The organism is Caballeronia telluris (genome assembly GCF_001544495.1).
GTDB lineage: Bacteria > Pseudomonadota > Gammaproteobacteria > Burkholderiales > Burkholderiaceae > Caballeronia > Caballeronia telluris.
Genome location: NZ_FCNZ02000037.1, coordinates 15,566 through 34,953, shown reverse-complemented (window position 1 = coordinate 34,953; position 19,388 = coordinate 15,566). Strand labels below are relative to the sequence as shown.

Here is a 19,388-nt window from a genome sequence, read left to right as displayed (position 1 = left end):
TCGCTGGAAGAAGCTGGCCATCCCCGTGCGCAATAATCTGGATGATGCCTTTACGGCGCTGGTGGCATGAATGGAGCGCCCGCCTACGAAGGAAGAGGTCCTGTTCGAGTGGTTCCTGGGCGACTCCAAGGAGATTCTCGCCGACCTGAAGTCGGCGATCGCCGACGCGACGAGCGTGCGCGACGGCATTAGCCAGGCAAAGGTTGAACTGGATGCGACCGTGCAGACCGCGACCCGCGAACTGCTGACGGCGCATCGGGAATTGACTCAGGCGATCCGGGATGCCAGGGCGGCGAACGCCGACGCTGCGCAGTTGGTTGCGGCGAGCGGCAAGCGAGCCGCCGCCGCTGGGGTGATGCAGGCACTGCCTGCTGTGGGAATATGTTCTGGCGTGAGCGCCCTCCTCGGAGCGGCGATCGCCGCGTTCATCGTTCGGTGGCTGGCCTGATCGAAGCACCGAATCTCGCCGTGATCGCGCAGTTGCTTGGCGCGCGTCGGCTCACTCATGACGCTCTGTTTTCCTTGCAGGAAGGCCTAGGTTTGGCGGATCAGGCCATGCCTCCCATGTTTAGGGGACCAAGCGCGCTCTTTGCGGAGGTCCTCAGACGCCAGTGGATGGCGCACGGGTCCTTTTGGTCCGCTCGAGTCCACGGCCCTTTTTCTCGGCTCCCGGAGGGGATCGGCAAACCTCGATCTCGACGTCCGGTCGCACTGATGCCGTGCCTAGTTCCCACCGTTTGCCGCGGCAATCACGGCCTTCGCGACATGACACGCGGCGCAAAGCCGCTCCACGAGATGTTCGTTTCGGCCGTTCGGACAGGCCAACGCGCGCACAAGATCGTCGGAGCGCGACACCATTTTCTGCAGACTTTCAAGCATGGCCGGTGAGGCTTCGCAAAGGAGCCATGCGGGGCGCCCACCGTATCGCATAAAAGCCCCGTCGAGCGTGACACCCTCGGCAATGCTTCGTCCGTCATCGTCAGTGATCGAAACAATGCGCGCGCAAGCGGCGCTGCTGCGGTCGCGCTCGGTGCAGAGGTCCGCGGGATCTCGATGCTTGGCCGCGGCGATCGCTTCGGCTGCAGTCGGCGCTTCGATCTGGGCCTTGCCGTAGTGCGGCACATTGACGGCATAAACGACGGTGAAGTTGCTCACGAGTCATCTCCTTATTTTGAGAACGCGGTCCTCGGCCTGGGGTGGTGCGCGCCCAGGCTCCGGCCGATGTCTTCACGCTGCTTGTTGTTCGTGTTCGCCTTGCAGCGAGAACAGGAAGTTGCAGGCCTTTTGCGCCTGACTTGCGGCCGTAAAAACCGCCTTCTTGTCGGCCTTCAGGACCTTGAGCCAGTGGTCGAGATAAGCGGCGTGGTCGTCGCGAACTTCCGGGGTCAATCCCAGCTGGGCACATAAGAAAGCGGCGCCCATCTCGGCGATCAACTCTTCGGCGGCGTAGGCGTCGTCACCGAAACGCTTGCCTAGCTGGCGGTCGAGGCGGGTCTTGTGGCTGGTCCAGTGGGTGATCTCATGCGCCTTGGTGGCTGCGTAGCTCTCCGCCGTATCGAACGATTCGGGGACGGGCAACTGCACGATGTCTTGCGCGGGCGCGTAGTACGCCCTATTCCCGCCGTGACGAATGACAGCGCCGGTGTTGGCGAAGAAGACTTCCGCATGCTCGACCAGCTTTAGGGGTTCGGTTTCGACGGGCTCCGGGTCGGCGCAGTATTGCTCGGGCAAGTGCTCAATCTGGTCGACGTTGAACACGGTGTAGCCCTTCATGAAAGGGATCTCGCGTTCGAGCTCGTCGCCTTTGTCGTCGGTCTCGCTCGTGGTGATTTTGTTGGCGTAGACAACGAGGGCTCCATGCTCGCCTTTACGGACGTTCGCGCCGAGCGCCTGGGCTTGCTTAAAGGTCATCCAGCGCTTGGACTGAAAACCTTTGTCGAGCTGCTCGGCCCACAGAAGCAGAATATTGATGCCTTGGTAAGGGACGCCGTTGTGACGCACGGGAAGCGGAATCCGGGCGCCAGCGTTTCCAGCCTTCCACGGTTCTACCCAAGGCCTGACGCCCTGCTCCAGGTCGGCGACGATCTTGTCCGTCACCCGGCTGTAGATATCGGGAAGAGGTGTCTTCGTTTGGGCTTTCATGGTCTTTCCTTTAGGTCTCGGGGTGGATGTGCTGGGTTGCGCACATGCACCCGACGACCGTCGGGCGACGACCGGGGAGGCAAGCTGCAAGGGCTGGACGCGGGGAGGGGGATCACCCGGGATTTTTTCCGCGCCTTATCGAAAAAATTTTGGGGATACCCCGCGGCCAGGGCGCAGCCATATCCCTTGCAGCGCGCCAGGGGCAGCGCCCCTTAGCGGGTTCTTCTAGATGAGTTGTTGACTTGAATTGCGAAAGGGATCGTTGCCGAATGGCCGGGACTGCAGGCCCGGTGAGCGAAGCGAATAGAGCCCGATCCGCCGACAGGCGGATTCGCTCGGAGAGCCAGGTCGCCATCACTCCACTAGGTCGCGACGGCGTCTTCTTGATTCGCAGTGAGAAATCGGCACGATCATTAGTTGCGTTTTGGTCGAAAAGTGACAGGGACACGGCCGGGATCTGCTACCCCATCGTGCGGTATTCCTAAATTCAAGCGGCATCATTTTCGCAAGCGAGGGTCATTCGAGGCACAACCGGGCCGGCGTCTGGTTCCCATTTTTGTCGCGCCACAACCAGGCTGGTAATCGGATATCGCTCAAATAGCAGCGACGGAGCACCCGCGGCATGGCGGCTGCCGCGGTCACCGTGAATTCCTAGAAACAGCGTTGAACTTGGCTTCGAGGGCTCGAAAGACCACAGTCGCTGCTGAAGATCGTGGTCCTCGGTCAATGCAAGCGCGATCACCTGCTCGATGCTCATACCCTCATTGCGAAACACCTCCGGCAGCCGCGGACGCATCGCAGCCACGAATGCGTACGTCGAACCCAGCATCAGCGTTTCCGCGATATTTCACCAAGGGTTCGAAGCACGGAAGCTTACGAACGTGTTCCACGGCTTCGACTTTGTTCCACACTTAAAGTCCTTTCGTGAAAAACGGCTTGCCCTCCCGCGTCACATGGCATTGCGCCACCCGAACGGCTGAAAGTTAACTTGCATTTACATCGCAAGACGTCTAAAGTCCCCTTGATTCTATCGGGCGGCCAGAAATCTCGTTTGCCGATAGAATAATTCCAAACGGTGAAAAGTGGACAATGGACATAGACCTCGCCAACCCCGGTAAGACTACGCCAGAAGATCTTATCAAGCTCGCTGGACTGTCCGACTTCATGTTGCAGAAGATCCGCGACGAACTACTCGAACCTTTTCCAAGGAAGGTTCCGCCGATGATCAGTTCGGCGCGGGTCCAGGAGATGTGCGGGATTGACGTCCAGCGGATGGCCTACATGCTCAAGAAGGGTGAGCTTCCTCAAGGGAAGCAAGCGCGTCGAGGCTCGCCACGTCAGTTCACCGTAGACGAGGCTGTTCAATGGGTCCGGGCCGAGCTCGCTCCAACTCCAAGATTGGGTCCCGGAAAGGTTATTGCCGTCGCCAACTTCAAGGGCGGCGTGACCAAGACCACGATGTCAACTGTTCTCGCACAGGGGCTGGCGATGCGTCGTGGTCGACGTGTTTGCCATATCGATCTTGATCCGCAAGGGAGTGCGACAACGCTGTACGGGATCAACCCGCACGCAGAGGTCGACGCTTCGCAAACAATAATGCCCTTGATCGAGGCCTACTTGAGGGGTGACGGGTTTGACATGCGGACCCTTCCCCAAGAGACTTACTGGCCCAACCTGGACCTGATTCCCTCTTCCACTGAACTCTTCAACGCTGAGTTTATGCTGCCCGCGCGTGCATCGGCGGGTGCCCGCGGCGAGCGCTTCGAGAACGTCCTTCACGCGGGAATTGAAGCTCTGCGCGAAGAGTACGACTACATCATTTTGGACACGGCACCGTCGCTGAGCTACCTGACCATCAATGCGATCTTCGCGGCTGACGGGGTGATTGTGCCAGTAGTACCTGACGTTTTATCGTTCGCCTCGATGGTGCAGTTTTGGCACTTGTTTTCTGATTTGGTGACAGGCATGGCAGCACGCGGAGAACAGTCACGAAAAGAATTCGACTTCCTTGACATTCTCATCACACGCATGACGCCGAAGCCGGCAGCGAAGGCGGTCCAATCGTGGATTACCCAACTCTACGGTAACCGGGTCATCCCAGTCGAAATTCCAGAAACCGATGTCGCACGCAATACAAATATGCGGTTCGCGACGGTCTACGACATCACGACGTATGAAGGTGGCGCCGAGACACTGCGTCGGATTCGGACGCCCTGTGACCAATTCGTCGATCGCGTCGATGATCGCGTGTCGGCTCTTTGGCAGAAAGGGGGTAACGCATCATGAGCATGAAAAATTTTGCCTCAAAGGCCGCGAACATACGCCTTACAGATGAGGAGGCAGACAAGGCACAGAATCGAGCCGCGACGACGCCTCGCACCGCTCCCGGCCAATTAATGCACCTCCAGGCGAAGTCGGAGCAACAGCAGGATGAAATCGACCGCCTTAAGAAGGAGCTGCAGAAAGCCAAGCAGATGGGCGGCGCCGCAGACGTGCCTCTTTCCGAACTGCATGAGGTCCCGGGCCGGCGCAGATACATGGCTCCGGAGAAGTATTCCGAGCTGCGGGACAATCTGCGGCACAACAAGCTCATTCATCCGGTAGTTGTCCTACCTCGCACCGAAGGCGGTTTCGAAATTATCTCGGGACACCATCGAAGCGATGCCTATCGTGAACTTGGGCGAGAAACGATCCGCTGTGTGCTGGGCGAAGCGACGGCTGAAGAGGCCGATGAAGGAGCCTTCTTCGCGAATTTAATGCAGTCGGACCTTACTGACTACGAGAAGTACGTCGGATTAAAGCGATTCCAGACGGAGCATCCAGAACTGAGTAAGGCATCGGTTGCCGAGCGTGTGGGGATCAGTCCGTCGCATATCAGCGCTCTGTTGTCCTTCGAACGTCTCCCGCATGAGGTTCGGAAAATTCTTGAAGCGAACATGGCGTTGTTGGGAGCGAACGCTGCGGCTGAGTTGGCCGTTCTCGCTGAGGCGGGCAAGAGCGACCGAGTGCTAGAGGCCGTCCAACGTCTTGCGGGTGGGAAGCTTGACCAATCGCAGGCGGTCAAATTCGCACGCGCTTCCGTCGAGCCCAAGAAAGCGGTGACAGCAGCGACAAACTTCAAGATCCGCTCGGGGAAGACAACTTGGTGCGACGTCCGCAGTGCAAAAAACGTCATGCGAATTGAATTTCAGTCCGAGGAAATCGCGAGCTCCGTCCGTGACGCGATCCGCAAACACCTTGAGCAATTAGCAAAGCCTCAGAAGACTTAAGTGTTTGATTTTTAATGTCTTCGTACTACGCAGCCGCTAACGGAGAAGGAAATGAAGAAAATCTGAGCTAGAAAGACAAAGGCCCGCAGCTGGAAACTGAGGGCCTTTGCGATTGTGGGCTTGGCTGGAAACCTTGCCGCACTACTCCCCAGCTGGAAACTGGAAAGGGACTACAGATATCCCGGAGTGTAGCGCAACAAGATCGACAGTCAAGCAAAACCCATCCATTCACTGAAATGGACCGCTCGACATGTCTATCGCGCAACGCTTCGTTGCTGGCGAGGGTGGAACACATCCGGAAGATTCGGCCGCCCTCACCGCTTTTCGCTGCGACTCAACCAACCTGCCCTGGGTCGTCTTCAGGGCCGCGTTTCGCGCCGCGCACATCGAACAGATCTCCCCTCGCGCTCGCGCCGTCCTTGCCGCTCTCGCGCGGACCGTCGATGCTGCCAACCCGTTCGATGCCATCTTCGCGCGCCGTGAACTGCTCACAGGCCGCGCGCTGCAATCGATGCGGACGTTTTATCGTAGCCTGGACGATCTCGAGGTCGCCGGACTCATCGAGCGTCGGCCGCAGCGCCGCTATGTCGAAGCAGGGTTATTTGGTCGCGCTTACCTTCATCTCACGGAACACGCCGCTTCCCTCCTCGGCCTCATGGAGCCTCCGCGCGCGCACGAAGAAGAACCCGCCCAGACGGCCTCTTCAACCACATCCGCATCGGACCAACCTTCTTTGTCTGTACCGTCTGCCAATGTGGCAGACGGTGGAATATATAAGGATCTAAGCCCTTCTGTTTTTCAAAAGAGACAACCGGGCCAACTACCTGTGGACCTTCAGCGCCTCCGCACCCTGGGTTTTTTTGATTTCTTGATTTTCAAGCTCATGCGCGAGGCGCGTGAGCACGGCAAGCGCCTCTCCGATATCGTTGAGGCCACCTGGGACCACCTGAAGCTCGCCAAGGCACCGATAAATTACTTGCGGGCCCTGCTCCGCAACCCGATTGATTTCTCGCTCCTCGTGCGTCGTCGGAATGACGAACACCGCGCCGACCAAGCGCGCGCGCAGCAGCGCGTGGACGCCCAGGCTGTTGCCCGCAAACATGCTGGCCGCACGTTCATCGACGCCGACGGCGCACGCCAGTTCGTCATCGGGGCCGAAGGTGAATCGTTGACAATCTTCAGCGTCACCGAGCGCATTGGCCGCCAGGCCGCGGGGTGGGAGCCATCGTTTGCCACGGCGCTCGCGTCCGGCAAACTTCGCCCCGCGACCGCGCTGGATCTCGAGCGCTTTGCTCATACGCAACGGGAATCGTTTGGCAAATCTCAGCCTTGCGCGGCACCGCCGAAGCACGCGAAGCCTCCGGTGACGGGTGCGGTGCGGGACCACATCGCCGGCCTGCGACAGCTCCTGAAAGTGCGCGGAGCGGGCGAATGACGGCGCATGCGAGCGCGTCTGAGGGACCGGATGAATCGCACTGCACGAACTCAACGGACGAAGAGACGGGCACCGAGCCGCGGCGAGGCGCCATTCGATCCCCGATAGAAATGCAACTACCAATCTTACCCGCCAACGTCCGCGCATTGCCCGCAGGCGCAGGTACGGCGGGCGCTCCGGAACCCGTTTGCAAGACCGTGATCGAGACGCCCGAAGGGATGAACTCATTGAGGCGAGTTCGAGGACAAGAGCCGGGCGAGGCGCCATCGTCGAGCGCGGTCGCAAGGAGGCGAAGCAAGCAGCCGATGCGGAGCGCCCGGTTGGATGGAGAAACGCCACGGGCTAGAAGCGGACGCCCGTGGTCGACTGGTGACCGTGTGCGAGTTCCAGCCTAAAAGTCCACGCCCGGGTAGAAGCGACTACGCGGTTCCCCGCGGGGCACTACATCGCACGACGGGCGGATGACCGCTGCAAGCGTCCCAGACGACCCACCATCGGCCCACAGCGACGCCCACCGGGAAGTGCGGTCGGACGACGACCCCTACGGCGAGTTTGGCGTACACCCGGGCCTGCCGCTCTTGCTGCCGCTAGACCTGAGGATCGGCACGGCGCAGCGAGGGGCGCTGACGCCCGGGATCGGGAGGAGGCCGATGTGGGCGGATCGCCCGGGTGGGGGAAGGGCGGCAGGGCGATCCGCTGACGTCTGCCGGCCTTTGGTTTAGATCGCGTGAGTGCCACAGGCGGTGACCCTCGCCGGCGCCGCCGATTGCCAGTCGAACAGCCGCTCAAATGGCGCGGCAGACCGCTTCATGCAGCAGCGAGCCCGGACCGGACGTGGCGGTCAGGACGCACGTCTGCAGGGCGGTGCGAGGCCCGCGGGCGGTGGCGGAGAACCCGGCCCGAAGCGATGGCGCATCAGGGCAAACCACCCGAGCGTCGTCGCTAGTGCGCACCACCGGCAGCCCCGTCACAACAGTGAACCATTGGTCGAGCGCGTGCAATCATGTGGCCCGAGCAGTGGAAGCACGCGCCCCCTCCGCGCCCCATGCCCGGTCCGCCGCGCCATTCGCACGCGGGGCGTTCGGCAGGGCAGGCGGTCGCTGGCCCATTCGGTCCGCCCGTCGAATAGGGAGCTGTGGTAACCTATGCGCTGCAAATGCAACGCATTGGAGTAGTCAGATGAAAACCGCCTCTTTGCCGTCCCTGCGGGTCGATCCGGAACTTCGCCAGGCCGCCGAGAGCGTCCTGCTCGACGGAGAAAGCCTGTCGTCGCTCATGGAGTCTTCCTTGCGCGCAAGCGTTAGCCGTCGGCAGATGCAAAGGGATTTCGTGGCGCGCGGCCTGCAGTCCCGAGATCGGGCGCGTAGTACGGGCGAGTATTACGACGCAGCCGAGGTGCACGGCGAACTGGAAGCGATGTTGGTCGCTGCGGAAACAAAGCAGCGCAAACGTTGAGCTATCGGGTCCGCTATACGGCTGAAGCGCGCGCCGATTTGTTACGCCTGTACAGGTTCTTGCTCGAAAGAGACGCACCGGCTGCCCGGCGTGCGCTTGAAGCGATCCGCAAGGCGGCTGACATGCTCGAATCTTTTCCGTACACGTGCCGCAAGGTCGTGCCGGATAACGCTTATCTGCGCGAGCTCGTTGTGTCGTTCGGCGACACCGGCTATGTCGCGCTGTTTGAGATTGAAGACGAGCTCACCATCAACATTCTCGCTGTCAGGCATCAGCGGGAGGACGACTACCACTGAGCGACACGTAGGAGGCGGAACGGCGGGGATTGGACGAGCGCGAGCGCGCACAACCGACAGGAATCGCCCAAATTAGTAACGCGGCGTTGTCTGCTAATTATTATTCACAGCGAAAACGCCTCTCCGCTCAAGCCTGATAATGGCTATTATCGGGATAGCGTTTCGGGGGTAGAATGGGCCAAATTCAATTTACTCGAGAGGGCAGGGGCCCGTGGCACATGACTTTGCCGGCTTCGACGCGAATGATGCCGATGACGACGATGACTACGACTTCGACGCGCTGCCAGATCCGGAGGTCGCACGCATCGTCCTCGAGCTCGACCGCACCATCGTGCGCAACCGCCGCGCGGCGGCCCTGCGCCAGATCGTTCAGGGGCAGCCCGTGCCGCTGCCCGTGAAACCCAGCCGCGTCGAATTGCTGGTGCTCACGTCCCTCGTGCTGACCTATGGGCCGGTGCTGTTCGGCAGCGACTTCGGCCCGGTGCTCGAACAGATCGCGGAATGTGGTGCCGTGGTCCTGCTGCAGCGGGTCGTGTTCGCGGACCCAGCTGGTACGAGCGTCGAAGGCAGTGAACTGAGCCAGGACCGGCGGGTCGCCGCGCGCTTGCAGGACGCGCGACCGATGTTCGAGGCGCTGTGCCGCAAGTTCCCGGGCGCGTTTCTCGCGGACGCCCGGACCCTGCTGAAACGCTTCACGACCTCGCGTACCGCACCGGGGGAGGGACCGACTGGCGCGGCTGGATCGGCTGGATCTGGCGGAGAGGGTCCTCATGGCTGACCCCCGGCCCGCTGTGCCCAAACGATCCGCCAGGGCCGCCCAAAAAGCACCCCCCGAGGCTGCCCCGGAAAAGCTCGCCGCAGCGACGGCGCGTCGCCCGGAAAAGCTCACCGCAGAACAGCTCATCGTCGAGCGCGGTTACACCACCAAGGATTTCACGGCGCTGCGCGCGTACGTGCAGCGCATCGCGCCCGCGGTGATCGCGCGCAGCTACTACGACCCCGACGAGGAGGCGCACGCGGCGACGCCCGGCGCGATGGAGCGCTATCTCAACACGATGCTCGACGCGCTGGTGGCCCTGGCGCTCGCGCATGGTTCCACCGCGCTCGCCGATCACCTGCGCGCCTCGATCCGTCAGCACGGGCGCCCGTTGCTCACCGCGGTGACGTTTCGCATGGTCACGGAGGCGGCGCAACTTGCCGCGCTCCCGCCGCATGCCGATCACGCGATCAGTGCCTGGCTGCGGCCGCGCGTGGCCCGGCGCCTGAAGGGCGAGGGCATTCAGACCCTGGGTGAGCTGATTGCCTTCTGCAATCGGCGCGGCGGCAGCTGGTGGCGCTCGATTCCGCGCATCGGTCCGGGCCGGGCGCGCGCGATCGTGAGCTGGTTGCGCAAGCAGCAGGCGACGCTGCAGCTCACCGTCGAGATCGATATCGACTCGGACGAGCAAGCTGGCGTGCCGCTGGTGGCTGATGAAGTCGTCGAGGTCGTGCCAGAGCGTTACATCGAAGGCGGGGCGAGTGGGGAGGCGAAGCGCCTCACGCTCGCGCCGCTCGAACGCCTGGCGGTGCCGCATGCACTCTCCGGCGCCGATGGTCCGTACCGGGGCGAAAACCGCGCGGCGGCCTTCTGTTATATCCAGGCGAACCACGATCTCGATGCGGTGCGCGCCTATCTGAACCGCTACCGCGATCAGCCGAAAACCCTCCGCGCCTACACCAAGGAACTCGAGCGCTTCCTGTTGTGGGCGGTGGTGCTGCGCGGCAAGGCGCTGAGCGATCTGCGGGTGGATGACTGCGAGGCGTATAAGGATTTCCTGAAAAGCCCGGACCCGCGTTTCGTCGGCGAGCGCTTCGCACGGCATTCGCCGCGTTGGCGACCGTTCGCCAGTGAAGCGCTTTCCAGCGAGTCGCAGCGTTATGCCGTGCGCGTGCTGCGTACGGCCTTCGCCTGGTGGGTCGATGTACGCTATCTCGCCGGCAACCCGTGGAAGGCGGTCAACGATCCGATGGTGACCAGGCGGGAACGCGCGATAAAGATTGAACGCGCCTTGCCTTCCACTCTGTGGCGCAAGCTGCGTGACGAGCTCGATGTGCGCTCAGCAGAAGAGGGCGGGGCGACGGCCGGTGCGCAGTGGCGCATGGACACGAACATACGTCGAAACGGCGTGCAGTGGCGCGCCGTGCGCGCGGCGATTCTGTTGATGGGCGATTCGGGTTTGCGGCGTGAAGAAGCCGCACGCGCCCGGCGCGAGGATCTGCGCCCTTCATCGTACGGGACGCTCGAGCGACCCGTGTGGGAGCTGACCCTCATCGGCAAGGGCCAGCGCGAACGTACGGTGCCGGTGAGCGCCGCGACGCTGAACGCGCTGCGCGCGCATTGGCGCGATCGGGCTCAAGATTTCGACGGCCCAACCGAAGACCCTCAGAGAGGGCCGCTGCTGGCGCCGGTCATCATCCCCTGGACCGATGCGTCACGCCGGCGACATCGAGCTGGGCAGCGTGGTGACGGGCAGCCTGCGAAGGAAGCGGGCTACACCGCGGACGGACTGAACCGGCTGATTAGTCGAATGGTCACCGAACTGGTCGAGACGATGGATAACTTGAGCCTCGATGAACGGGTGCGCCTCGGGCAGGCCAACGCGCATGCTTTCCGACATACGTTCGGCACGCAGTCGGTCGCCGATGAAGTCCCGGTCGACGTTGTGCAGAAGGTGCTGGGCCACGCTTCGCTCCAAACGACGACGATCTATGTCCAGGCCGAAAAGCAGCGCGTGGTCGAAGAGGTGGCGCGATACTATGCGAGCGCCGTCGCGCATAAGTCGTAAAACGCATTAAAGATGTCAAAACTGCGACTATAAACTTGTCAACTCGAGACTTCGGAGCACCGGATAGAGTGCCGAGTCTTGCTCAGCAAGTCTCTGCCGGACGCGAAATAAAGTCGTCACTTCGCGCTTGAAATGCGGACTGCGGCGCACCGCGCCGACCGTGATCAAGGAATATTGACGGCGACGTATGCCGTCCCACCGGGCTGGACGCGACCCGTAGTGGACTTTCATGCGGCAGATGTCCAGTGCATAACAGCCGTTTGATTGCGTAGTCGCCGGCGGGAAATCGCTAGTGTGCAGGCCGGTCATCGTGGCAACCCATACAGAGCAATGGGCTTGAAGTTTCGTGCAGCGCCCGCAGGATAGCGCAGTGCGCGCCGACTGGACATCGGAGCACCTATCGATTTGTGGCCACGGACACCGGCGGCGAACCCTCCGCCGCCGTCAAGCAATTAAACTTCAGCGGTGGCGCGCAGGCGATTGACGAGTTGGTTATCCTTGCCCTGAACCAGCGGCGTCAACACGAAGTTGAAGTTAATCTCCCTGTACGCTTCTTCCTTCAGTCCAAGTACTGCGCCACCGGTCTTCTCGACCACCGGCGGGATCAGGTCTTCACGCGTAGCGTAGGCAAAATCGTCCCATATGAGCGGGTCACCTTCGATGTTGATCTGGGTGGTCAACCTACGTAAGCCGTCCCCCGTCACGAAGAAATGAACATGCGCCGGCCGGTTACCATGGCGTGCCAGCACGTTCAGTAACTGCTGAGTCGCACCATGCGGCGGACAGCCGTAGCCCACTGGCATCAGCGTGTGGAACTCATAATTGCCGTCATCGCCCGTTCGCACCGCGCCACGCAAGTTGAACGGGCTTTGTGCGCCGGTCGGATCAAAGTGTGAATAAAAGCCCTTCGAATTCGCATGCCAGCATTCGACCACCGCGCCCGCGACCGGCGTGCCGCCCGTACGAGTGACTGTGCCGCGGATGACCAGCGGACCCGCGTCCGGATCTGCGTCGAGATCGATCTTCGACATGCCATCACGGAGCGGTGCGCCTTCCACGTACAGCGGGCCTTCGATGGTGCGCGGGGTGCCTCCATCGATTTCGGCCTGCTTGTCTGCGGCATCCATGCGTATATCCAAGAACTTCTCGAGCCCGAGCCCCGCCGCGAGCAACGCAGCCTCTCCGTCTTGACCGAGCCGGTTGAAGTAGTTCACGCCGGCCCAGATTTCGTCGGGGGTCATATTGAGGTCGTCGATGGCCTTGAACAGGTCGCTTAACAGGCGATGCGTGATCTGCTTTGCGCGGTCATTGCCGTCCTCGCAACTGAGATTGGCGGCCGCCGAAAGCAAGTCCTGAACCGCCTTCGTTTCAAATACTTTGACGTTCACAATTTTGTCTCCATAGGGTACTGCGGTCTGGCGCAGCGTCTGCTGTGTTGAGACACGCGCTTTGAATCATGCGTCACCATCGCGAACAGAGGACGGGTGACGGCACAACGGCGTCACGGACATGTTCATATACGGGAACAACGGCAACGCAGTGAGAATGTCGTGCAGCTCTGCATTGCTTTCGACGTCGAAAATGCTGATGTTCGCGTACTCGCCCGCAAGGCGCCAGATGTGCCGCCACTTGCCGCTGCGCTGGAGGTCCTGCGAATAGGCTTTCTCGCGTGCCTTGATTTCGCTTGCGACATCGGCGGGCATATCCAGCGGAAGGTTCACATCCATGCGTACGTGAAAGAGCATTGCGTTTTCTCGTCAGGAATTCGATTATTTGATGACCGCGACCAGTCCGTCGCGCGTAAAGCGTTTGAGGCGGGCTTCGTCCAGCTCGATGCCGAGGCCAGGACCGTTCGGCACGGTGAGTCCAAAGTCGCTGTAATCCAGCGGCTGCGTAAGGATCTCCTCGGTGATGAGCAACGGACCGAACAGCTCGGTGCCCCACTGCAGACTCGGCAAGCTCGCAAAGAGATGTGCCGACGCGATCGTGCTGACCGCGCCTTCCAGCATCGTGCCCCCATAAAGCTCGATGCCCGCCGCATCGGCGATGGCGGCGACACGTTGCGCCGCGATGAGACCGCCGCTTTGTTCGATCTTGATCGCGAAGACGTCGGCACCTTCTTGCTTCGCGATCTGGAACGCGCTTTCGGGTCCTTGCAGGACTTCGTCCGCCATCAATGCGACGGGGAAGCGGCGCATCAGGCGCGCAAGCGCCGCCGCGGATGCGACGGGCTGCTCCACCAACTCGCAGCCTGCATCGACGAGTGCGGGAATAGCCCGTGCCGCCTGCGTTTCACTCCAGGCCATGTTGACGTCGACACGCACGGAGCCGCGATCGCCCAGCCCACGCTTGATGTCGGCGACATGCTTGATGTCTGCCTTGATGTCCTTTGCGCCGATCTTGAGCTTGAAGATCTTGTGCCGACGACGCTCGAGCATCATCTCGGCTTCCGCGATGTCCTTGTCCGTATCGCCCGATGCGAGCGTCCAGGCGACCGGCAGACGCTCGCGATGACGGCCGCCCAGCAGTTCGCTGACCGGTACGCCAAGGCGCTTTCCGTGTGCGTCGAGGAGCGCGGTTTCAAGCGCGCTTTTCGAGAAGTGATTGAACCTGACCAGCTTGGCAAGATGGGCCATGAGCGCCTGCACGCGCGTCGCATCGCGGCCGATACAGGCGGGCGCAAGATACGCATCGGTAGCGAGCTTCATGGACTCCGGACTTTCCGGGCCATAGGCCATGCCGGCGATCGTCGTGCCTTCGCCAATTCCAATGATGCCGTCGCTGCAGAACACTTTCACCAGCATGAGGGTCTGCCCGTGCATGGTGGCGACGGAAAGCTTGTGGGGGCGAATCGTCGGCAAGTCGACGAGACAGGTTTCGATGCGTTCGATCGTCGCGGAAGTCATGGCGATAGGTTCGATATGTCCGACAGGTGACGCTGCGCTGTGTATCCTCGCCGCGCGCCCCTGAGCATGAAAGTATTTGCGATTTCGACGACAAGATAATCCGCGACCAAAACATCCGTCAAATAGATCAAATGTGACTTGTGTCATCCATGATATTGATGACGTCCTTGACGCGAATGTATGTCACGACGTAAATGCTCGCGGAACACGAGAGATGGCGGCTGCGAACGTTCGCCGAGCAAGTCGTACCGACTTGGTGCCTTCTTGTTCGCTTCCCAACCATTAATCGTGCGGTTCCTCCTGCCCAAAACTCTGGGGGTCGCCTGCGTGCCCGAAAAGAACGCGTGCGAGCATGCCTTCAGTACGCCCGCGCGCTGGCACTAGACTGATTGCTTCAAAACTTGTGGCGGATGCCCACGCGGACCGTGCTTTGACGATCGCTCGTCGACGGCGTGAGGTTGTTGATCGCCGCAACCGCCGCCGTGCCGGTGGAATCGATGCCGGATGCCTTTTGGTACACGCCGATCAGATAAACGTCCGTGCGCTTTGACAGGAAGTAGTCGGCACCAAGCGCGCCCTGGTAGTACTTCGCGCCCGGATTGTTGCCGGTGGCCGAATCGACATCGCCGCCTTTCGTGTAGTCGAACGCCGCGCCGAGCACGAGCGCCGGCGTAAGCTGATACTTGAAGTTGATTTCGACGTTGTTAAAGATTGCATTGCCGGAGTAGCCGCGCGGATTGGGACCGGAGTTCACCGTATCGCCGAGGCTCTTGAACTGTATGTTGGAGTATGTCGCGCCCAGCGTGGCTGGGCCGAATGCGTAGGCCGCGCCCGCCGCGACTACCTGATAGGTGCGCGCCGATGCATAGCCGCTATATACCGGCGACGAGATAAAGTTCGCGCTCGCGGCAGGCGGAGTGCTTGCGCCGTTGTCGCCGAAAAAGCCGACGTTCGGATTGCGCGAGTTCAGGTATCCGACGCCCAGCGTAAGTGGGCCATTCGCGTAGCCCGCACCGAGCGACCATAGCTGGTTGCGCGAGACCGCGCCCGCCACGCCACCCAGACTATAAACGCCGCCGAACGTAATTCCGTAGTAAGACTTACTAGCGAACTTGATCGCGTTGTTCACGCGATATGCGTTGTTAAGGTTGTCAAGATCGCTGGGATGTGCGCCGATATATCCCGCCCACTGGGTGCCGGACTCGAATGGGCCCACATAGTCGACGACTGAATCGTATTGACGACCGAGCAACACGGTGCCGTAAGCACTGGACAAGCCCACGTACGCCTGACGACCGAACATCAGGCCTTGGGTGCTGCCGCGATTCTTTTGCGCAAGCGAGCCGTTATTGAGATCGAAGCCATTCTCGAGTACGAACAGCGCAGCGAGCCCGCCACCAAGCTCTTCCCTACCCCTCAGCCCCCAGCGGCTGGCCTGCATAACGCCGCTCGATAGGTTGTAGAGATTGTGACCGCCGGAGTTCGAGGTCCAGTTAAAGCCATCGTCGACGATGCCGTACAGCGTCACCGCGCTTTGTGCGTGCGCCGTGCCTGCAACTGCAAGCAGCGCAAGAGAAGTTCCCAAGGCGAGTCTCATACGTGCGTGTTCCATGCGATTCGATCTGTTGAATGAAGCAATGAAGGCTCATTGCGGTAGTGAGGGCGATGCGCCACGCAGTCTGCGGTCCCCCGTTTCACACGGCAAATAAACCAAAAGCATGATGGGCAATAAGCGTCATTGATATGCCGCGCAAAGCAAGGGTTAGTACGTACGGCACACAGAGGCACATGCACCAAATTCATGTCGTGCATTTTTGTCTCGAATTTGACCGCGATTGTCGGCGCTCATATCGTGGGCACATCGCATCGATACGATCCGCGCCGCTTCTTTGAGCATCAGGGAAGCGGGAACCATCACTTCATGTTTTCCCCCACCATGAACCCTGAAGCTCTGAACTCCGATCTAGGCGCGCTCGCTCAACTACGATCCGCGCGTCCCGCAAGCAATGTGCGCCGTGCCGTCACTACGGCGGTGCTTGGTCAAATCCTTGAGTGGTATGACTTCTTCCTGTACGGCACCGCCGCCGCGCTCGTCTTCGGCAAGCTGTTCTTTCCGGTCGGCACTGATCCGCTGACGGGCACCATCGCCGCATTCGGTGGCTTCACCGTCGGCTTCATTGCGCGACCGATCGGCGGAGTGCTATGCGGCCATATCGGCGACCGTTACGGCCGCAAGGCTGTGATGATGCTTACGCTGCTCACGATGGGCACCGCCACCGTCCTGATGGGCGTTTTGCCAACGTATCAGCAGGTCGGCATTGCGGCGCCTGTGATGTTGGTTCTTCTGCGCATTCTTCAAGGACTGGCTGCGGGTGGCGAATGGAGCGGCAGTATCTTGCTGATTCACGAGAACGCGCCGCAATCAAAGCGAGGAGCGCTCGCGGCATGGAGCCCCTGTGGCGCAGCATTCGGCTTCGTTTTGTCGACGGGCGCGTTCCTACTGGTGCAGAACCTTCCGGCTGACGACTTTCAGAGTTGGGGGTGGCGCCTTCCGTTTCTCGCAAGCGCCGCACTCGTCCTGCTCGGCCTTTGGATGCGCCGCTCCGTTGGAGAGAGCGCCGCGTTCGCTGAAGTGAAGGCGACGCGCCACGAAAGCCGGATGCCTGTTATCGAAGTGCTGCGTCAATGTCCGCGCGAAGTGCTCACCGTGTTCGGCCTGCGCTTTGGCGAGGGCGCGGCGTCCTACCTCTTCTTCGCCTTTTCTATCGCCTACGGGCAGTTTCTCGGCATTAAGTCGAGCTGGATTCTCAGCGGTCTGTGCATCTCGATGCTGTTGATGATCCCCGTTTCGCTGTTCTTCGGCTGGATGACCGACAGGGTGGGACGCAAGCCTGTGTATCTCGCAGGCGCGATCGCCATTGTGCTGGTCGCATGGCCGTACTTTGCGCTGCTGGGTTCAGGCGAGTACTGGAAGGTCGTTGCCGCGCTGATCCTGGCGAACAGCATCACGCTTGGCATTCTCGAAGGCGCACAGCCCGCGTTCATCAGCGAGATGTTGCCGGTGCATCTTCGTTTCTCCGGACTCGGCATCGGCCGGGAAGTCTCTTCCGTACTCGGTGGCGGCCTTTCGCCGATGATCGCCACCGCGCTGCTCGCCCACTATCACAGCGCCGTGCCGGTGGCCATCTATCTGGGCGTACTCGGACTCATCACTGTCATCGCTACGTTGCTCGCGCGCGAGACGTTTCCGAAAGCGATGCGCGCCGCTGCACGTCACCAGCCCTAATGACATCGACACACCATTAACCGAGAGGTACCACTCATGCAAGCCCTTCAAAGCGAAGCCATCATCGATTCGCAGAACGACTATCCCGAGTACGCCGGACCGCTGTCGCTCGATACGCTGATCGAAGAAGTCGAGCGCCGCCGCGACGAATTCGATGCCATGTCGCACGTGCCGCGCGATATGGTCGGCAAAATGAAGCGCGTCGGCATTTTCCGTGCGAGCACGCCGAAGCGTTTCGGCGGCGACGCGCTGCCGCCTGCCCGCTTTCTCGAGATGCTCGAACGCATCGCGATCGCAGACGGCTCGACCGCATGGGTTGCAGCGTTCGGCTCCGCTAACACGTACCTTGCTTCACTGCCGGTGGAAACACAGGCGCGCATCTATTCGTCCGGTCCTGACCAGGTCTTCGCGGGCGGCTTGTATCCGCTGCAAAAGGCCGATCGCGCGCCCGGCGGCTTTCTCGTGTCGGGGCAATGGCGCTTTGCCAGCGGCTGCAAGGGTGCGGACTGGATCGGCGTAGGAATAGGCGGGGCACCTGCTGGCGCGGACGACAAAAACGCCGGCAAGCCTTTCACCGCCGTCTTTCCGGCGAGCGAAGTCGAGATCGTCGATAACTGGAACGTAGTCGGCATGCAGGGCACGGGCAGCCACGATCTGCGCCTGAAAGACAAATACGTCGAGGAACAATGGACCTTCGTGCGTGGGGGCGTGCCGCTTATCGATGAACCGCTGTATCGGTATCCCGCCGTCGCTTATCAGGCGCAGGTGCATGCGGCAGTCAACATCGGTCTTGCCCGCGCCGCGCTCGACATGCTGGCGGGGATGTCCGGGGTGACAAAGACCACGACAGGTGCGCCGCGTCTTGCCGATCGCGCCTACTATCGCTCGGGGCTCGCACAGGCAGAAGCGCAGTTGCGTAGCGCGCGGGCGTTCTTCTTCGAGTCCGCGGAAGCATCCTGGCGCACGGTGCTCGCTGGCGACCCGGTGTTGCCTGCAGAAGCAAATTTGTTGCGTCTGTCGGCCACGCACGCGGCCCACACCTGCGCCGATATCGTGATGCAGGCGTACAAGATGGCGGGCATCGGCGCGATCTATCGTGAGAACCGCATGCAGCGTCTGGTGCGCGATTCGATCGTAGTCACCCAACACGCCTTCCTGGGCGAAGGCAATTACGATGCATCGGGCGCGATCTTCGTGGGCATTCCGCCCGTCACGCCGTATCCCTGAATCCGCGAGCCCTGAAAGGACATCAGCCATGACCCACGATCAAGCGCGTGCACAGTTTCGCAACGCAATGGCCTCGCTCGGCGCGGCCGTCAACGTCATCACCACGGACGGCTCACACGGACGCTGCGGTATCACGGCAAGCGCCGTTTGCTCGGTGACCGATACGCCACCAACGATGCTCGTCTGCATCAATCAGTCGAGTTATGTTCACGACGTGCTGCTCGGCAACGGCCGCGCGTGCATCAATGTGCTCGGCGCGCATGCGCAAGAACTGGCGCGCGTGTTTGCGGGCATGGACAGTTGCTCGATGGACGAACGCTTTGCACGCTGTGGCTCGCGGCCTGGCGCACTGCAACTTCCTGTGCTGGACGATGCCATTGCGAGTCTTGAAGGCCGCATCGTCGACAGCAAGAAGGTCGGCTCGCATTCGGTGCTTTTCGTACAAGTCGAACACATCGGCTCGCGTGAAGACGGCGATGGTCTCGTGTACTTCGGCCGGCAGTTTCATCGGCTCGCGCGTGCGGCCGCTTCCTGCGAGGCGGTGTGA

Annotated in this window: 18 protein-coding genes; 11 read left to right on the top strand and 7 right to left on the bottom strand. The window is 61.3% G+C overall.

Going from position 1 to position 19,388, the window contains the following annotated elements:
* Positions 1–70 precede the first annotated feature (70 nt).
* A complete protein-coding gene (stbC, locus tag AWB66_RS28710; RefSeq protein WP_087633453.1) occupies positions 71–448 on the top strand; it encodes a plasmid stabilization protein StbC in 378 nt (125 codons plus the stop codon).
* A gap of 275 nt (positions 449–723) precedes the next feature.
* Here the strand turns inward: stbC and AWB66_RS28705 are convergent, their stop codons facing one another.
* The 3 genes from AWB66_RS28705 to AWB66_RS28695 all read right to left on the bottom strand — a co-directional run bounded on the left by AWB66_RS28705 (position 724) and on the right by AWB66_RS28695 (position 2,971).
* Entirely contained in the window at positions 724–1,155 is a 432-nt protein-coding gene (locus AWB66_RS28705) for a hypothetical protein (protein ID WP_087633452.1), read from the bottom strand.
* Between the two features lie 72 nt (positions 1,156–1,227).
* On the bottom strand, positions 1,228–2,142 hold the full coding sequence (locus AWB66_RS28700; RefSeq protein WP_087633451.1) for an ArdC family protein: 915 nt from the start codon (positions 2,140–2,142) through the stop codon (positions 1,228–1,230).
* A 487-nt stretch (positions 2,143–2,629) separates the two neighbouring features.
* Entirely contained in the window at positions 2,630–2,971 is a 342-nt protein-coding gene (locus AWB66_RS28695) for a hypothetical protein (RefSeq protein WP_087633450.1), read from the bottom strand.
* A 260-nt stretch (positions 2,972–3,231) separates the two neighbouring features.
* On the opposite strand from AWB66_RS28695, the gene AWB66_RS28690 reads away from it, so the two are divergent.
* The 7 genes from AWB66_RS28690 (at position 3,232) to AWB66_RS28655 (ending at position 11,422) form a co-directional block, all read left to right on the top strand.
* Positions 3,232–4,428, top strand: coding sequence for a ParA family protein (locus AWB66_RS28690; protein WP_087633449.1), 1,197 nt, complete (start codon positions 3,232–3,234; stop codon positions 4,426–4,428).
* Positions 4,425–5,411: a ParB/RepB/Spo0J family partition protein gene (locus tag AWB66_RS28685; protein WP_087633448.1), complete on the top strand. Its 987-nt coding sequence runs from the start codon at positions 4,425–4,427 to the stop codon at positions 5,409–5,411. Before AWB66_RS28690 ends, AWB66_RS28685 begins: the two co-directional genes overlap by 4 nt.
* 250 nt (positions 5,412–5,661) lie before the next feature.
* Positions 5,662–6,846, top strand: a complete 1,185-nt coding sequence (locus AWB66_RS28680) for a Replication protein O (RefSeq protein WP_087633447.1) — start codon at positions 5,662–5,664, stop codon at positions 6,844–6,846.
* A gap of 1,179 nt (positions 6,847–8,025) precedes the next feature.
* Positions 8,026–8,301, top strand: coding sequence for a YlcI/YnfO family protein (locus AWB66_RS28670; RefSeq protein WP_087633445.1), 276 nt, complete (start codon positions 8,026–8,028; stop codon positions 8,299–8,301).
* Positions 8,298–8,597, top strand: a complete 300-nt coding sequence (locus tag AWB66_RS28665) for a type II toxin-antitoxin system RelE/ParE family toxin (RefSeq protein WP_087633444.1) — start codon at positions 8,298–8,300, stop codon at positions 8,595–8,597. Before AWB66_RS28670 ends, AWB66_RS28665 begins: the two co-directional genes overlap by 4 nt.
* Before the next feature lie 211 nt (positions 8,598–8,808).
* Complete coding sequence (locus AWB66_RS28660) at positions 8,809–9,375, top strand: hypothetical protein (RefSeq protein ID WP_087633443.1); 567 nt, start codon at positions 8,809–8,811, stop codon at positions 9,373–9,375.
* The gene (locus AWB66_RS28655) at positions 9,368–11,422 is read left to right on the top strand and encodes a site-specific integrase (RefSeq protein ID WP_087633442.1); all 2,055 of its coding nucleotides are present in this window, start codon (positions 9,368–9,370) and stop codon (positions 11,420–11,422) included. Before AWB66_RS28660 ends, AWB66_RS28655 begins: the two co-directional genes overlap by 8 nt.
* A 452-nt stretch (positions 11,423–11,874) precedes the next feature.
* On the opposite strand, the gene catA is transcribed toward AWB66_RS28655, so the two are convergent.
* The 4 genes from catA to AWB66_RS28635 all read right to left on the bottom strand — a co-directional run bounded on the left by catA (position 11,875) and on the right by AWB66_RS28635 (position 15,925).
* Complete coding sequence (gene catA / locus AWB66_RS28650) at positions 11,875–12,810, bottom strand: catechol 1,2-dioxygenase (protein WP_087633441.1); 936 nt, start codon at positions 12,808–12,810, stop codon at positions 11,875–11,877.
* Positions 12,811–12,876: 66 nt separating this feature from the next.
* The gene (gene catC / locus AWB66_RS28645) at positions 12,877–13,167 is read right to left on the bottom strand and encodes a muconolactone Delta-isomerase (RefSeq protein WP_087633440.1); all 291 of its coding nucleotides are present in this window, start codon (positions 13,165–13,167) and stop codon (positions 12,877–12,879) included.
* A gap of 24 nt (positions 13,168–13,191) precedes the next feature.
* On the bottom strand, positions 13,192–14,328 hold the full coding sequence (locus AWB66_RS28640) for a muconate/chloromuconate family cycloisomerase (protein WP_087633439.1): 1,137 nt from the start codon (positions 14,326–14,328) through the stop codon (positions 13,192–13,194).
* 394 nt (positions 14,329–14,722) lie between these two features.
* Positions 14,723–15,925: a porin gene (locus tag AWB66_RS28635; RefSeq protein WP_087633438.1), complete on the bottom strand. Its 1,203-nt coding sequence runs from the start codon at positions 15,923–15,925 to the stop codon at positions 14,723–14,725.
* A gap of 339 nt (positions 15,926–16,264) precedes the next feature.
* On the opposite strand from AWB66_RS28635, the gene AWB66_RS28630 reads away from it, so the two are divergent.
* Genes AWB66_RS28630 through AWB66_RS28620 form a run of 3 tightly spaced genes read left to right on the top strand, consistent with a single transcriptional unit; the run spans position 16,265 to position 19,388 of the window.
* The gene (locus AWB66_RS28630) at positions 16,265–17,614 is read left to right on the top strand and encodes an MFS transporter (RefSeq protein ID WP_235021279.1); all 1,350 of its coding nucleotides are present in this window, start codon (positions 16,265–16,267) and stop codon (positions 17,612–17,614) included.
* 36 nt (positions 17,615–17,650) lie between these two features.
* Entirely contained in the window at positions 17,651–18,841 is a 1,191-nt protein-coding gene (locus AWB66_RS28625) for an acyl-CoA dehydrogenase family protein (RefSeq protein WP_087633436.1), read from the top strand.
* A gap of 28 nt (positions 18,842–18,869) precedes the next feature.
* The gene (locus tag AWB66_RS28620; protein ID WP_087633435.1) at positions 18,870–19,388 is read left to right on the top strand and encodes a flavin reductase; all 519 of its coding nucleotides are present in this window, start codon (positions 18,870–18,872) and stop codon (positions 19,386–19,388) included.

Excerpts from the sequence above, each read along its gene's own strand:
- AWB66_RS28690 (WP_087633449.1), top strand. The coding sequence starts at position 3,232 with ATGGACATAGACCTCGCCAACCCCGGTAAGACTACGCCAGAAGATCTT.
- AWB66_RS28630 (WP_235021279.1), top strand. The coding sequence starts at position 16,265 with ATGAACCCTGAAGCTCTGAACTCCGATCTAGGCGCGCTCGCTCAACTA.
- AWB66_RS28640 (WP_087633439.1), bottom strand. The coding sequence starts at position 14,328 with ATGACTTCCGCGACGATCGAACGCATCGAAACCTGTCTCGTCGACTTG.
- catC (WP_087633440.1), bottom strand. The coding sequence starts at position 13,167 with ATGCTCTTTCACGTACGCATGGATGTGAACCTTCCGCTGGATATGCCC.
- AWB66_RS28685 (WP_087633448.1), top strand. The coding sequence starts at position 4,425 with ATGAGCATGAAAAATTTTGCCTCAAAGGCCGCGAACATACGCCTTACA.
- AWB66_RS28620 (WP_087633435.1), top strand. The coding sequence starts at position 18,870 with ATGACCCACGATCAAGCGCGTGCACAGTTTCGCAACGCAATGGCCTCG.
- AWB66_RS28680 (WP_087633447.1), top strand. The coding sequence starts at position 5,662 with ATGTCTATCGCGCAACGCTTCGTTGCTGGCGAGGGTGGAACACATCCG.
- AWB66_RS28635 (WP_087633438.1), bottom strand. The coding sequence starts at position 15,925 with ATGAGACTCGCCTTGGGAACTTCTCTTGCGCTGCTTGCAGTTGCAGGC.
- AWB66_RS28670 (WP_087633445.1), top strand. The coding sequence starts at position 8,026 with ATGAAAACCGCCTCTTTGCCGTCCCTGCGGGTCGATCCGGAACTTCGC.
- AWB66_RS28625 (WP_087633436.1), top strand. The coding sequence starts at position 17,651 with ATGCAAGCCCTTCAAAGCGAAGCCATCATCGATTCGCAGAACGACTAT.
- AWB66_RS28695 (WP_087633450.1), bottom strand. The coding sequence starts at position 2,971 with ATGCTGGGTTCGACGTACGCATTCGTGGCTGCGATGCGTCCGCGGCTG.
- AWB66_RS28655 (WP_087633442.1), top strand. The coding sequence starts at position 9,368 with ATGGCTGACCCCCGGCCCGCTGTGCCCAAACGATCCGCCAGGGCCGCC.
- stbC (WP_087633453.1), top strand. The coding sequence starts at position 71 with ATGGAGCGCCCGCCTACGAAGGAAGAGGTCCTGTTCGAGTGGTTCCTG.
- AWB66_RS28700 (WP_087633451.1), bottom strand. The coding sequence starts at position 2,142 with ATGAAAGCCCAAACGAAGACACCTCTTCCCGATATCTACAGCCGGGTG.